The organism is Arcicella gelida (assembly GCF_034931025.1).
Taxonomy (GTDB): domain Bacteria; phylum Bacteroidota; class Bacteroidia; order Cytophagales; family Spirosomataceae; genus Arcicella; species Arcicella gelida.
Genome location: NZ_JAYGIL010000003.1, coordinates 1 through 15173 on the forward strand (window position 1 = coordinate 1; position 15173 = coordinate 15173).

General features: G+C 35.1%; 10 protein-coding genes. 1 reads left to right on the forward strand and 9 read right to left on the reverse strand.

Features of this window, described 5'->3' with window-relative positions; all coding sequences use genetic code 11:
* Positions 1-176: 176 nt before the first annotated feature.
* From rny to VB776_RS01870, 7 genes are all read right to left on the reverse strand, one after another.
* Positions 177-1754: a ribonuclease Y gene (rny, locus tag VB776_RS01840; RefSeq protein ID WP_323256563.1), complete on the reverse strand. Its 1578-nt coding sequence runs from the start codon at positions 1752-1754 to the stop codon at positions 177-179.
* Between the two features lie 355 nt (positions 1755-2109).
* Positions 2110-2400 (reverse strand): cell division protein ZapA, encoded by a 291-nt coding sequence (locus VB776_RS01845; RefSeq protein WP_323325464.1) that lies wholly within the window; start codon positions 2398-2400, stop codon positions 2110-2112.
* 84 nt (positions 2401-2484) lie between these two features.
* A complete protein-coding gene (locus tag VB776_RS01850) occupies positions 2485-2817 on the reverse strand; it encodes a hypothetical protein (protein ID WP_323256559.1) in 333 nt (110 codons plus the stop codon).
* A 149-nt stretch (positions 2818-2966) separates the two neighbouring features.
* Positions 2967-4484, reverse strand: coding sequence for a lipopolysaccharide biosynthesis protein (locus tag VB776_RS01855; protein WP_323325467.1), 1518 nt, complete (start codon positions 4482-4484; stop codon positions 2967-2969).
* Positions 4485-4813: 329 nt separating this feature from the next.
* Positions 4814-6208 (reverse strand): FGGY-family carbohydrate kinase, encoded by a 1395-nt coding sequence (locus tag VB776_RS01860; protein ID WP_323325469.1) that lies wholly within the window; start codon positions 6206-6208, stop codon positions 4814-4816.
* 6 nt (positions 6209-6214) lie between these two features.
* Positions 6215-7489: a TIM barrel protein gene (locus VB776_RS01865; protein WP_323325471.1), complete on the reverse strand. Its 1275-nt coding sequence runs from the start codon at positions 7487-7489 to the stop codon at positions 6215-6217.
* A 114-nt stretch (positions 7490-7603) separates the two neighbouring features.
* Positions 7604-9730: a bifunctional aldolase/short-chain dehydrogenase gene (locus tag VB776_RS01870; RefSeq protein WP_323325473.1), complete on the reverse strand. Its 2127-nt coding sequence runs from the start codon at positions 9728-9730 to the stop codon at positions 7604-7606.
* A gap of 456 nt (positions 9731-10186) precedes the next feature.
* Between VB776_RS01870 and VB776_RS01875 the strand changes: the two genes are divergently transcribed.
* Positions 10187-12859: an MGH1-like glycoside hydrolase domain-containing protein gene (locus VB776_RS01875; protein WP_323325475.1), complete on the forward strand. Its 2673-nt coding sequence runs from the start codon at positions 10187-10189 to the stop codon at positions 12857-12859.
* Positions 12860-12911: 52 nt separating this feature from the next.
* Here VB776_RS01875 and ilvA read toward each other — a convergent pair whose 3' ends face one another.
* Both ilvA and VB776_RS01885 read right to left on the reverse strand, forming a co-directional pair.
* Positions 12912-14189: a threonine ammonia-lyase gene (gene ilvA, locus VB776_RS01880; protein WP_323325477.1), complete on the reverse strand. Its 1278-nt coding sequence runs from the start codon at positions 14187-14189 to the stop codon at positions 12912-12914.
* Positions 14190-14259: 70 nt separating this feature from the next.
* Positions 14260-15144 (reverse strand): helix-turn-helix domain-containing protein, encoded by an 885-nt coding sequence (locus tag VB776_RS01885; RefSeq protein WP_323325479.1) that lies wholly within the window; start codon positions 15142-15144, stop codon positions 14260-14262.
* Between the last annotated feature and the right edge of the window lie 29 nt (positions 15145-15173).

Sequence of the window (15173 nt, forward strand, 5' to 3'; positions counted from 1 at the left end):
TTTTTTAGCAGAAACAAAATACAGAAAAACCCCGAAAATTGCCAGTATTGACACTTTCCCGGGGTTATTTTATTGGTAATATATTGATTATTAAATATTTACAAGATTAAAGGGAAGCCAAAAAAGAGGGATTCAAAAACTAATTTTGAATCCCTCTTTTAAAACTAATTTGAAAATTACTTCGCATAATTCACAGCTCTCATTTCACGAATTACCGTTACTTTGATTTGCCCTGGATACTGCATTTCTTTTTCTATTTTCTGAGAAATATCATAAGATAGCATACTTGCTTTTTCATCAGAAACATTTTCAGAATCTACCAATACTCTCAGCTCTCTACCCGCTTGAATAGCATAACATTTCTGAACTCCACTGAAGCTTACTGCTAATTCTTCTAATTCTTTCAAACGACGCATATAAGATTCCATCATCTCACGTCTAGCTCCCGGACGAGAACCCGAAATGGCATCACAAACCTGAATGATTGGCGAAATCATAGAAGTCATTTCAATTTCATCATGGTGAGCACCAATTGCATTACAAACTTCTACATTTTCCTTGTACTTTTCAGCCAATTGCATTCCCAAAATAGCGTGAGGTAATTCAGCTTCTTCATGCCAAACTTTACCAATATCGTGTAATAAACCAGCACGTTTGGCTAATTTCGCATTCAAGCCTAATTCAGCCGCCATAGTTGCACAAAGTTTTGCTACTTCACGAGAGTGTTGTAAAAGGTTTTGTCCATAAGATGAACGGAAACGCATTCTACCAACCATTTTAATTAACTCAGGATGTAATCCGTGAATACCTAAGTCAATCACAGTACGTTCGCCAATTTCGATGATTTCTTCATCAATATTTTTCTTCGTTTTTGCTACTACTTCTTCAATACGAGCTGGGTGAATACGACCATCTTGTACCAAACGGTGTAATGACAAACGAGCAATTTCACGACGAACTGGATCGAAACCAGAAATAATAATCGCTTCTGGCGTATCGTCAACGATAAATTCTACACCCGTTGCAGCTTCTAAAGCACGAATGTTTCTACCTTCACGACCAATGATTTTACCTTTTACATCGTCTGATTCAATGTTGAAAACAGATACACAGTTTTCAATTGCATTTTCAGCAGCCGTTCTTTGAATGGTTTCAATAACTACTTTTTTTGCTTCTTTTGTTGCCGTTAGTTTCGCTTCTTCAATCGTATTTTTAATGATAGACGAAGCCTTGGTTTCAGCCTCAGCACGCAAAGCATCAATCAATTGTTGACGAGCTTCTTCAGCCGTTAAGCTTGCAATTTTCTCTAATTGCGTTACTTGCGAAGCTAACATTTCTTCAGCTTGTATTCTTTTTCTATCAGCCTCTTCAGTCTTTTTTCTAAGGTTTTCTTCTTTAGAAGTCAACGATTGTTTTTGTGAATTTAAATCAGATTCCAGCTTCTTGGTTTGTTCCATAGAAATCTGAATATTACGCTCACGCTCCTTTAATTTTTGCTCATTTTGAACTAAAATCTGTTTTTTCTTATTTGAATCATCTTCAAATTCTGAACGAAGTTTTAGAAACTTTTCTTTGGCTTCTAGGATTCTATCTTTCTTGATGTTTTCTGCTTGTAATTCAGCATTTTTGACAATATCTGCAGCTTTGGAAGTTGCTTCTTCTTCAATTCTCTGGGTATTCTTTGCAAAAGCAAGTTTACCGACAAATATTCCCGCTATCAGCGAAGCAACTGCGGCAATGATGGGAGTTAGCATTATTTATATCGTTTTAGTTAATAGTTTTCGTGCATTTTGTAATGCAATCCGACCAACTATTGAGTGAAAAAAAGGAACTAAAACAGACAGATGCCTTGAATGTGAAAAGAAAAATAAACGTTGGTATTATCTTATTTAAAATTGAGAATGTTATTTCAAAAAATAAATCAAACAAGTAAACTAGAAATTTGTATGGCGTTGTTTTTGGGAACGAATCCAGTCAAAATCATGTCGTTAGAATGTATAAGGTTTAATTTATGGTATTCTGTTACTTGTAATAATTTTATAAAGGATGATTTAATTCGCTCAATTTTATACAAAAACGTTTAAACAAATAATAAAGAAATATATTAACTCATTCCGTAACAGAACTTAATAATTTGTCCAATTCAGAAACCTTCCCCATCACTGATTTTTGAAGATCACTGTGTTTGGTACCAAATTTAAGGTTACTCATTACAAAGTCTAAAGCAACAATTGCTAACAAACGTTGGTGAGATTCAACCTTTTTCGTTTCTCGATAAGAATCCATTTTTTCATTAATCAACTTAGCAGCCTTGCGAACGAATTCCTCTTCTTCTCTACCAACAGATAGATTGAAGGGTTCATGGGCAACGACTATATTACAAGGGACTTTCTCGGCCATTATATTCAAGTTTTAAATTAAAAGTTTTCAGTTATTTAGTTAATGAGACTATGAACTATTAAACGATTGATTTTTGAAACTTTGTTATTTACTAAGTTGACTAATACACTTGTCTATTTCTAAGATATATTGGTCAAGTTTTTCTTTCAATTCGGCATTATTGCCTGTACTATTTAGATTGTTTACTGCAATCTTACTGATTTTATCTGATTTTTTAAAGTTTTTTATTCTTTGGTTTAATTTTTTATTTAATTCTTGGTTTTCTTTTAATGTTTCTGCTAAGGTATTTTTCAGCGATTCGTTTTCTTTATTGGCTTGTTCAAGTTTATTCTTCAGTTCTTTATATCTCAACACGACATTCCTTAGTTTTACTTCTAAGGCCTCAAATTGATTTCGAATTTGATTGTCAGTTATCATGCCGTTTGTTTGTGATTTTTCCTGTAAACTCTTTAGATATTAAAAATCTAAATAAAAAAACAATACATTATTGAAAAGCCTAAAATTAATATTGGCTTTAATTCTATATAAATACAAAGTTCTATAATTTACTCGAAAAGTTTATGTTTTTATCTTAAAAAAGCATACTTATCTCTGACTTTCAGTGGAATAATTGTCTTGCGCTCAATCAAAACAACACTTGCAGTGTATAAACACAATAACAAGAAATGATAGGGGATAGAAATCCACAAGTTTTCGATGTGAATTTGCATCGTACAATAAATTAACACGCCCGCCGAAATGATATATCCCAATGCAGAGAAAATTTTATAAGGCACTGGATAATACTTTTGACCGAAGTAATAACACAGGGCTGTCATCGAAAAGCATGAAATTAAAAAAGCGACCGCACAGCCCATATAACCCATTTTGGGTATCAGAATAAAGTTGAAAAGAATGGTAATGGCTAAACCCGCAAAAGTGATTCTTGTACCAAAATAGGTTTTTTTGTTCAGTTTGAACCAAACAGAAATATTGTAATAAACACCTAAGAAAAGATTTGCCAAAAGTAAAATTGGTACTACTTTCATTCCTTCCCAATAAATTGGTTTTCTAAGAAAAAGAACTTTCAGAATATCAAGATTCAAACACACGCCAAGCCAAATAAATACACAAGTAATTAGAAACCATTTTGTAACATCAGCCAATGTTTCTGGCGAATTTTTATCTTCTGCTTTTGCCAAGAAAAATGGTTCGGCAGCGTAACGAAAAGCTTGTGTAGCCAAAGCCATAAAAATGGAAAGTTTATAAACGTTGCCATAAATGCCAAGTGCTTCTTGAGAAGTACGATTTGGGTAAAAACCTTCGGGAAGTAATCTTTCTAATAAAATTCTATCAAACATTAAATTAAATGTACTTGCCAAGCCCATCACCATGATTGGATAAGCGTAAATCAATAAGTTTTTAAAAACGGCTTTATCAAACTGAAATTTGAAGTCTTTGAATTCTGCTCTTAAAAAGTAAAAAAAGCAGGCATTAGCAAGTAGGTTTGCTAAGAAAATATAGCCAGCCCCAACACTTGGTAAATATAGTTTCTGAGCCAATGGTTGTAAGAAAAGTAAATAATCTCCTTCGGCAATTTTTTTGAATCCTAACAAGAAAATAACGTTTAGCAAAACGTTTACCAGAATATTGAATATTTTGGCTTTGACAAACTTTTTGGTTTGTTTTTCTAATCTTAAACGAGCAAATGGGATGGCAGTAATGGCATCAATTGCTACAATGAGTGAAATCCAAATCAAGAAAATTTCTTTGCCCGGAAACCCTAATGCAGTAATAATGGGTGTTGAAAAAATAATGAGTATTCCAGAAAAAATACAGCTACTAACAATAATGGCAGATTGAATGATATTGTAATACTTGGCTTTATCGTCAGCGGCAAAACGGAAAAAGGCTGTTTCCATGCCATAAGTATAAATAATATTGGCAATGGCTACGTAGGCATAAAGCTTTACATTAACGTTAAGCTCTTTTGGCAAAAAAGCCGCTGTATGAACAATCACCAATAGAAAATTTAGTGATCTACCCAAAATAGTACTTATGCCATAAGAAGCTGTTTCGCTCGCTAATTTTTTTAAAACACTCATGTTAATTATAATTGTTTGTCAAACAATCATTTAGCTTTTTGTTTGAATTCAATGCGAATGCAATTTACAAGTACTTATGTGTTATTACAATTTAACGATGAAATCATGGGTCAAAATTATTTTTAAAAATAAGTACAAATACTTATTGTGTTATGAGTATTTATACTAATTTTGTGACATAATAATCAATTCGTGGTTGAATTGTGCTTTTAACAGAGCTGAGTGATTAAACGCCCCAAATACGTTTAATCACTTTTTTTTGCCATAAAACGAAAAACGAGCATTTTTTGGATGCTCGCTTCTTGAAAATGCTATATGTGGCTTAATGATTAAGCTTCAAGTTGATAATGTTTTAATTCAATTAAGTTTTCAGGTAAAGCTTTGTTAGTCCAATACTTATGAATTGAAAGTGCAGCTCCCAATGAAGTGGCTTGTGCTACCGATGCCGCATAAACTTCTAAAGTAGGAAATGCCATTGCCAAAAGTTTCATAAAAATTTCGTTCTTCCCAAAACCTCCATCTACAAACAGTTTTTTCACAGGCGAATTATTCAAGACCAATTCCGTAGCAATTAATTGTTGAGCAACTATGTCGATAATTAATTGGTGATAAGCTTCTTCGTAATTGTTGAAAACTGTTAAATCTCTACTTCCAAAAAGTGATTCTTGCAATGGTGGACGTTTTGCTTCTCGCAAATGGTCGTCATCACCATGTAATTGACTTTCTCTTAATACTTGTAAAAGTCCATCATCACATTTTACTGTTTTGTAATAATCGTTTGCTAAATTAAAATGCGAAGCCAAACGTTTGGTTTGTTGCTCGTGTTCGTATCCTGCAAATAATCTTGACGCTTTTACGGGCTTACCTTCATAGTGCATGTACGATAGACAATCGTATTGCAATTCTTCAGCACTCAGTGGAATATGATTGAAAGGATTCAGACTTATACACCAAGTACCCGTTGAAAGTAAAATAAAAGGTTCTGTAAAACTTGCCAAGTAAGGAATCAAAGCTGCCGAACTGTCGTGTAAACCTATGCCTACTTGTAATTCATGTTCGCCAATACTTTTCTGCTGAACTTGGTTAGAAGGAAAAATTGGTGCTAATTTTTCGTCCACGCCTTCTTCATGTACCCATCTGTGGTAAGTATTTTGGGTAAAATCCCAAAGGTTTGTGTGACAACCAATACTTGTAATATCTGAATAATAATTTCCTGTAAATAAGAAATTTAAGTACTGTGGCAAATGAAGCGAATACTTGATTTTAGCGAATAATTCAGGCTTTTCGTATTTCAAACGATACAAAACCATTCCAGAATTCAAATTCCCTAATACTGGTGAAGCCGAAATTTGTGAAAATTTCTGTTCGCCATCATAAGTATCGTAAAACTGCTTTTTTAGATTTTCTGGATACGTTTTTAAATAATTATACAAAGGTGCAATAGCTTCGCCATCAGCATTAAGATGAACAAAACTTGCTCCATAAGTAGAGAAGTTTAATGCTTTTATAGTAAAATCAGGAAGGCTTAGTACCTCCTCAAACGTTTTGGTTACCCATGAGTTGAGGAGGTCTAAATCTTCACAATTATCTCCATCTTCGTCTTTGGTTTCGTCGAATTGGGTTGATTTTTCTAAAACAATTTTATACTGTTCATCAAAGAGAAACAGTTTTTTATTGGTTTTGCCAATGTCAAAAATCGCAATGACAGAAGTTTTATTTGCCATATAACATTAAAGCCCAGTAGAAACGGCTTTCAAGCCTCTTTCTTGAATCAAATTTTCTCTAACTTTCAAGTTGCGGTACAAGGCAATCGGATTCAATGCACCACCAGCACGAAGGCGAGCCTCTGCTACCAACGCACGAACGTCAGTACGGAAAGCATTTTGCAAAATTTCCTGACAACGTACTACATCGTTTTCTTCTTGAGCAATTTCTAAAGCTTTTTTATCCACCGACAATGCCTGAGCGTAAGCAGTCATAATAGCTTCAACTGATTGCAATAAATCTTCTAATGGGTCTTTTACGTTGTGCGAAGCATCAATCATCCAACCTAAATCTGTGGCATGATTCATTCCTCTTGCATCCATTCCTTCTACTAATTCATTGAAGATTAAGAACAATTGGTATGGTTTTAAAGCACCTGCCGTTAAATCGTCATCACCATATTTCGAATCGTTGAAGTGGAAACCACCCAATTTGCCTTCCATTAATAGTAATGAAACAATTTGTTCGATATTAGCATTTGGCAAATGGTGACCTAAATCAACCAAAGTAAAGGCTTTATCACCTAATTTTTTAACGTAAGAATATGACTGTCCCCAATCACCAACCGTAGTTGAATAAAAATTAGGTTCAGCACATTTATATTCTAAGAACAACTTCCAGTTATCAGGCAAAGCTGCGTAGATTTCCTCTAAACTTTCCAAAGTATTTTGGTAAGCTTTACGGAAATTTAATTGACCTGGAAAACAAGAACCATCAGACAACCAAACCGTTAGCGATTCAGAACCCAATTCAATTCCTTGTTTGATTACTTCAATGTTATGGTCAATCGCTTGTTTACGAATGGCTTTGTTAACATTTTGAAGCGAACCGAATTTATAAGAATATTCTTGATTTGCTTGGTCTTGAAAAGTATTCGAATTTACTGCATCGAATTTCAAACCATGTTGTGCCGCCAATACTTTAATTGCCTGAGCATTCTGAGGAATGTCCCAAGGAATGTGTAAAGAAATAGCACCACTTGCTTGGTTTAATGAATGAAGTAAACCTACATCTTCAATTTTTTCTTCCAAACTTCTTGGCTCTCCGCCGCCTGAAAAACGACCGAAACGAGTTCCGCCTGTACCTAAAGCCCAAGAAGGAATTGCGATTTGGAAATCAACTAATTTTTGGATGATATTCTCAGCATTTTCTACTTCCGAAAGTGTGTATGCTAATTTACGTTGATGTCCCGCAAGTACATCTTCGTTATGTGATTGGATTTTATATTTTTCGAGTTGCATTGGAGAGAAAAGAAAAAGTTGAATTATGAGTTATGAATTATTAATTATGAAATGTTTCAAGTTTCCTTTTTCATTCGCATAATTCATAATTAATAACTCATATCTATATAAATTTTAACGATAAAAGCCCATTGCTACACCGCCATCTACGTTCAAGGCATTTCCAGTTGATTTACTCAATAAACCACCTACAAATGCAAAGCAAGCATTAGCAATATCGTCTGGAAGAATGATTTCGTTCAATAAAGTACGTTTTGCATAGTAAGCTGGTAATTCAGCAACTGTGATTCCGTAAGCTTTCGCACGACCCTCAGCCCATCCGCCTGCCCAGATGTTTGAATCTGAAATTACTGCATCTGGATTTACGGTGTTTACTCTGATTTTATCTCCGCCTAATTCAGCCGCCATCAAACGAGTTAAATGTGCTTGAGCTGCTTTGGCAGAACCATAACCCGGATTGTTCGGACCAGCAACTACGGCATTTTTAGAAACAATATTTACGATGTCGCCACCTAAATTTTGTTTACGCATCATCGCCACACCTACTTGTGAAACCAAGAATTGTCCTTTTACTAAAATATCATATAATCTATCCCATTCTTCGATAGAATGTTCAGCGATAGATTTTGAAATACTGATACCTGCATTGTTTACTACGATGTCAACACCACCGAAAGCTAAAGCGGCGTCATCAAAAGCCAAAGCGATTGAAGCGGCATCTGTAACATTCAATAAAGTAGAAGAAACAGCGTCTTTACCGAATTTACTTACGAACTCAGCTTTTGCTCCGTCTAAACGTTCTTGATTGATGTCGTTGATTACTACGCAAGCCCCTTCTTCTGCAAATTTCTTAGCGATTGCCTTACCAATACCACCAGCCGAACCAGTGATTAAAGCGATTCTACCAGAAAGTGCTTTAGGTTTTGGCATACGTTGCAATTTCGCTTCTTCCAACAACCAATATTCAATATCAAATGCTTCCTGACGTGGTAATGAAGTATATTCAGAAACTGCTTCAGCACCTTTCATTACATTCACTGCATTTACATAATATTCAGAAGCTAAACGTGCTGTTGTTTTATCTTTCGAGAAAGTAAACATTCCTACGCCTGGATAAAGAATTACAACAGGGTTAGGGTCACGCATAGCTGGCGAATTATCTCTTTTGCAAGTATTGTAGTACTCTGTGTACATTGCACGGTAAGCTTCAAAAGCAGGTTCTAATTTTGCTTTGATTGCTGCAACGTCTGTCAAATCTTCATTTGGCTCTAATTCAAGAACTAAAGGAGAGATTTTAGTACGTAAGAAGTGGTCGGGACAAGAAGTACCAAGTGGTGCTAATTTTGCTAAATCGTTTGAATTGGTAAATTCCAACACACGAGCATCATCCGTGAAATGCCCAATCATATTACGATACGAAGAACAGAAACCACGCAAGATTGGAGCAATTGAAGCTGCTTGTTTTTTACGGTCAGCTTCTGGAAGACTTTCAATTTTTTGTCCGCCGAAAACTGGAGCTTTTTTACCATAATTTGCTTCTAAATATTCAGCACATTTTTCGATTACTTCTAAAGTATTAATATAAGAATCGAAAGAAGTATCGCCCCAAGTAAACAAACCATGAGAACCTAACATGATACCTTTTAATTTGATACCACGAGAAGCCGCTTCTTCTAAACATTCACGTAATTGAAGACCCAAGTCGAAACCCGGACGTTGCCAGCCTACCCAGCCAATTTCACCGTTGAATAATTCTTCTGTAATTTGCTTACCGTCTTTTGCTGCTGCGATGGCAATGGCTGCATCTGGGTGCAAGTGGTCGATATGAGCAAACGGTAAAAATCCGTGAAGAGGAGTATCAATAGAAGGAGCTTTAGAAGCTAAATCGAAAATACAGTGGTTGAATAATTCTACCATTTCATCTTCAAATTCGATGCCACGGTACACGTTTTCTAAAGCACGAAGTCTGTCAACATATAAAGCTGCGCAACCTGATTTTTTCAAAGTACCGATGTCACCACCAGAACCCTTAATCCACATCACATCAGTTTGATTTCCCGTTAATGGGTCTTTATCTACGATTTTAACAGAAGTGTTTCCACCGCCATAATTTGTTAAACGGAGATCCGCTCCTAAGAGGTTTGAGCGATAAATGAATAAAGCTACTTCGTCGCCTGCTAGTTCAGCAGCTTTGGCTTCGTCCCAAAGATAGCTTACGTATTTGAATGTCTTGGTTGCCATTTTTTTATAAAAAATATAATAATTAATGTTTAGCAAAACTAGAATTCTCCGTATCTTAAACCGTCCTGTACTATCATGCGGAAAAATGCACTGTAAATGAAGCAATCCATTGTTGGGTCTTACAAGATTTACCAATAGTAACTTTTCGGGCTATTTTCGGGTATTATTGAGGGTAAATCACAAAATAAATAATAAGAAAATTAACCTTTTAATGATGATTGATTGGCTTTATTTAAGTATAATTACTCTAAAAGTTGCATTTTAAGCTATTTAGCAAGGCTATTATGATAAAGGTTTGGGTGTTTTTTTTAAATTTGGAGGTATTATTGCATACAAGTGCATCTCTTGAATAAAATATTGCAATACTTTGCATTGTTTGGTATTTTATTTATTAAAAATGTAAATAAAATAGTAAAATATTATTAGAAATATTGATAACCATTTATATAAAAAGGTATGAGTAAAAGTATAAGTGCGGAGAAGTTGCGATTGAATACTCGCAAAGATAACAAGGGATGGAAAAAGTGGGGGCCTTATCTCTCAGAGCGGCAATGGGGTACAGTTAGAGAAGATTACTCAGCCAATCAGGATGCTTGGAATTCGGTGACACATGATATGGCTCGCTCAATTGCTTATCGTTGGGGCGAAGAAGGGATTGCTGGTATTTCAGACAACAAGTCTCATATTTGTTTTGCTTTGGCTTTTTGGAATCATAACGATCATATTCTAAAAGAACGCCTTTTTGGTTTAACTGGTAGTGAGTCTAATCACGGAGAAGATGTAAAGGAATTATATTATTACCTTGACTCTACCCCGACGCACTCCTACATGAAAATGCTCTATAAGTATCCAATTAATTCATATCCTTATGATCAATTGGTTTCAGAAAGTAGAAAGCGTTCTCGTTTAGAGCCTGAATATGAAATCCTTGATACAGGCGTTTTTGATAATAATGAGTACTTCGATATTTTTATAGAGTATTCTAAAGCAGACGAGCAGGATATTTTAATTAAAATAACGGCTCATAACAGAAGTAAAAAGGCAGCACCACTTACTATTTTACCAACAGTTTGGTTTAGAAATACTTGGAGTTGGGGTTACGAAAACTATAAGTACAAACCAATGATGACTGGGGTGGCGAAGAAAGCCATCGACATTGACAATAAAAATATTGGTCATTATAAGTTGTACTGTGAAAATGCTCAAGAATTACTCTTTTGTGAAAACGAAACTAATTTTGAGCGTCTTTATAAAGTAGGAAATGCTTCGCCATATTGCAAAGATGGTATCAATGACTATATCGTCAACGATAAAAAGACGGCTGTAAACCCGAATAATATTGGTACAAAAGCTGCTGCACGTTATACGAAAACGATTAAAGGAGGAGATAGCTATACCGTTAGACTTCGTTTAGTTGACCATTCTATCCTTGAACCATTTGGTGGTTTTGAAGATACGATGGATAAACGTATTCGTGAAGGAAATCAGTTTTATGAAGAAGTACAACAAGGAGTAGAAAATCCTGAATTGTTAAAAATTCAGCGACAAGCTTATGCAGGAATGCTCTGGACGAAACAATGGTATTATTACAATATCAACGAATGGATAAAAGGCGATCCTGCCATGCCTAAGCCTTCGGAATATAGAAAATATGGACGAAATGCAGGCTGGCGACACATGTATTCTGCCAATATTTTGTCGATGCCTGATAAATGGGAATATCCTTGGTTTGCAGCTTGGGATTTAGCTTTTCATACTTTGCCATTGGCTAGGGTTGACCCTGATTTTGCAAAACGTCAATTAGCTGTAGTACTTCGTGAATATTATATGCACCCGAACGGACAAATTCCTGCTTATGAATGGTCGTTTTCGGATGTGAACCCGCCAGTGCATGCTTGGGCAACTTGGAAGGTGTATGAGATTGACAAAGAAATGAATGGCAAAGGAGATATTGCCTTTCTTGAAAAAATCTTCCATAAATTATTACTAAACTTTACTTGGTGGGTAAACCTAAAAGATGAAGGAGGAAATAATATTTTTGGTGGAGGTTTCCTTGGTATGGATAATATCGGAGTATTCGACCGTTCGGCTACTTTACCTACAGGTGGACGTTTGGAACAAGCAGACGGTACTGGTTGGATGGCGATGTACAGCTTGAATATGTTACGAATTGCCGTAGAAATTGCTTTGGAACGCCCTGTTTATCAAGATATGGCGTCAAAATTCTTCGAACACTTTTTGCATATTGCAGGAGCGATGCAATCGCTTGGAGGAGATGAAATTAGTCTTTGGGATGAAGAAGATCAGTTTTACTATGATATGCTTCATTTACCGAACAATAATAGTATGTTATTGAAAATCAGGTCGATGGTTGGTTTGATTCCTCTTTTTGCGGTGGAAGTCTTGAATCCTGAAATGCTTGAAAAGTTACCAGATTTCCGTCGTAGAGTAGAATGGGTTTTAGCAAATAGACCCGACTTAGCAAGTTTGATTTCCCGTTGGTATGAATCTGGAAAAGGTGAAAGTAGATTATTAGCAATCCTGAGAGGGCACCGTATGAAAATGATTATGAAAAGAATGTTTGACGAAACAGAATTTCTTTCTGATTTTGGTATTCGTTCCCTTTCAAAATATCATTTAGAAAATCCTTATCAGTTTAGAGTAAATGGTGATGTACTCAGAGTAGATTATACGCCAGCAGAATCAACGGGTAGTATGTTTGGAGGAAATTCAAACTGGCGTGGACCAATTTGGTTCCCAATGAATTTCTTATTGATTGATTCGCTAATGAAGTTCCAAGAATATTATGGAAATGATTACGAAGTAGAATATCCTACTAATTCGGGCAATATGGTGAGTATCAAAGAAGCAGCAATAAGTATTTCTGAGCGTTTGATAAACCTATTTACTGAAAACAGTGAAGGAAGGCGCCCAATGTATGAGAAATACGAAAAAATGCAGAGTGACCCACACTTTAAAGATTTGATTCTTTTTAATGAATACTTTGACGGTGATACTGGGAAAGGGCTAGGAGCTGCCCACCAAACTGGTTGGACTGGTCTTGTTGCTGAATTGATATTAAGTGTTTCTAAAGCAGAGAAAAGTAGGTTTAAAGAAGTTAAGGTTTAAAAGTTTGTGAATTAAAATAAAAGGTATCAGTGTTGGCTGATACCTTTTTGTTTTATACCAACACCGAAAATAAATCGGGCTGTTCATTCAATTTTTGATAGACGATATTTTGTTCGACCATTCTTTCTAGTAATGGTTCATAGTCTTCTTTATGTTTCAGTTCGATTCCTAACAATACTGGACCAGATTCTCGGTTTGTTTTTTTCTGATATTCAAATAAAGTAATGTCATCTTCTTCGCCCAGTACATTATTTAAAAAATTCTTCAAGGCACCTGCTCTTTGTGGGAAACGAATGATAAAGTAATGTTTTAGTCCTTCATAAAGGAGTGAGCGTTCTTTGATTTCTTCGGTACGAGTAATGTCATTATTTCCACCAGAAACCAAACAAACTACATTTTTTCCTTTGATTTCCTCTTTCATAAAATCCAAAGCTGCAATGGTTAAAGCTCCTGCAGGTTCGGCTACAATCGCAGATTCGTTATACAATTCTAAAATAGTTGTACATACTTTACCTTCTGGAACGAGAATAATATTATCCAGTGTTTCTTTACAAATATTGAAAGTTTTTTCACCAACACGTTTAACGGCTGCACCATCTACAAATTTATCAATGGTTTCTAATTCAATTACATGACCAGCCTCAAGACTTGCTTTCATTGAAGCTGCACCAGCAGGTTCAACACCGATGATTTTTGTATGTGGGGAAAGTTGCTTGAAAACCGTAGAAACACCAGCCGAAACGCCACCACCACCAATCGCCAAAATGATATAATCTATCTTAACATCCGAATCTTTAAAGATTTCTAGCCCAACAGTCGCCTGACCAGTAATCACGTCCATATCATCAAAAGGATGAACGTAAGTAGCATTATGTTCTTCGCAATATTGCTTGGCAGCATTTGACGCATCATCGTAAGTATCGCCAACTAGCATTACTTCAATATCATCTTTCCCAAACATTTTTACTTGTTTGATTTTCTGATTTGGTGTAGTTGTAGGCATAAAAATCGTGCCTTTTACTTTCATTTTATGGCAAGCATAAGCCATGCCTTGTGCATGATTTCCCGCAGAAGCACAAACTACTCCTTTCGCCAATTCTTCCGTAGAAAGTCTAGTCATTTTATTATAAGCTCCCCTAATTTTATAAGAGCGAACAATTTGTAAATCTTCTCTCTTTAGAAAAATATTAGCATCATAACGTTCAGAAAGAACAATGTTTTCGGTAAGTGGAGTATGAACAGCTACGCCACGAAGGCGTTCAGCAGCTTCGTAGATACTTTCAAGCGTAGGGAAAATAGCATTTTGTTTATGATCTGTTTTATTAGCCATGTTGATGAATAAAGCCTTTAATTTTTATTTTACAAATATAAGATAGTTTGTAAGGAATAAATGACTTTCCTTATTTTGAAAGTGAATTTCTAAACTCCAAAGGTGATTGATTCGTCAATTTCTTGAAATACTTCGAAAAATACGATTGGTCAGAGAAATTTAGTTGATAAGCAATTTCAGAAATCCCTAAATCGGTATGCGTCAGTAAACGCTTGATTTCCAGAATCATTCTATCATTAATCAAATCAGTAGAAGTTCTTCCTGTTACGCTTTTTACCGTTTCGCTGAGATAGTTTGGCGTAATGGCTAATAAACTGGCATAGTCTTTTACCGATAAATTTTCTTGACTTTTTTCTTCAATCAATTGTTTGAAACGTTTTACTAAAATTTTGCCTTTGTTGGCTTTTTCTTCAATCTTACTGAGTGGATAAATTCTTTTGCATTGAATCAAAATCAAATCTAATAAAGCTCGAATGGCTTCTTCTGAATCTGTTAAATTCTGTTGATTTTCATAAATCGCATTTTTGAACAACTCGGTAATTACTTGTTTTTCTGTTTCATTTTCCAAATAAATCGGTGGCGTTTCTTGATTCAAATGATAGAAAAAAGGAAGTTCAAAAAGCTTGTACGGGTCAGTTTTATTAAAATGATAAAAAGAAGAAGTAAACAGAAAAATATACCCTTTTACATCTTCAGAAAGATTTAATTCATGAATTTGTCCGGGAGAAAGAAAGAAAATGGTGTTGGGTTTGATGGTATAATTCTGAAAATCAATCGTATGAATGCCTTCTCCTTGTGTAAGAAAAAGTATTTCATAAAAATCATCGTGACGATGCGGATAAGTTACTTTAAAATTTCGATTAATATCATAATGTTCAATCTGAAACTGAATTGTTTTTTCAGATTTATTATTAAACCTATCAATGCTATAAACGGGAATGTCAAGCTGTTTCATTTGATAAAATTACACAATTGCTTTTTTCT

Coding starts and splice junctions, on each gene's coding strand:
- rny (WP_323256563.1), bottom strand. CDS start 1,754: ATGCTAACTCCCATCATTGCCGCAGTTGCTTCGCTGATAGCGGGAATA.
- VB776_RS01845 (WP_323325464.1), bottom strand. CDS start 2,400: ATGGCCGAGAAAGTCCCTTGTAATATAGTCGTTGCCCATGAACCCTTC.
- VB776_RS01850 (WP_323256559.1), bottom strand. CDS start 2,817: ATGATAACTGACAATCAAATTCGAAATCAATTTGAGGCCTTAGAAGTA.
- VB776_RS01855 (WP_323325467.1), bottom strand. CDS start 4,484: ATGAGTGTTTTAAAAAAATTAGCGAGCGAAACAGCTTCTTATGGCATA.
- VB776_RS01860 (WP_323325469.1), bottom strand. CDS start 6,208: ATGGCAAATAAAACTTCTGTCATTGCGATTTTTGACATTGGCAAAACC.
- VB776_RS01865 (WP_323325471.1), bottom strand. CDS start 7,489: ATGCAACTCGAAAAATATAAAATCCAATCACATAACGAAGATGTACTT.
- VB776_RS01870 (WP_323325473.1), bottom strand. CDS start 9,730: ATGGCAACCAAGACATTCAAATACGTAAGCTATCTTTGGGACGAAGCC.
- VB776_RS01875 (WP_323325475.1), top strand. CDS start 10,187: ATGAGTAAAAGTATAAGTGCGGAGAAGTTGCGATTGAATACTCGCAAA.
- ilvA (WP_323325477.1), bottom strand. CDS start 14,189: ATGGCTAATAAAACAGATCATAAACAAAATGCTATTTTCCCTACGCTT.
- VB776_RS01885 (WP_323325479.1), bottom strand. CDS start 15,144: ATGAAACAGCTTGACATTCCCGTTTATAGCATTGATAGGTTTAATAAT.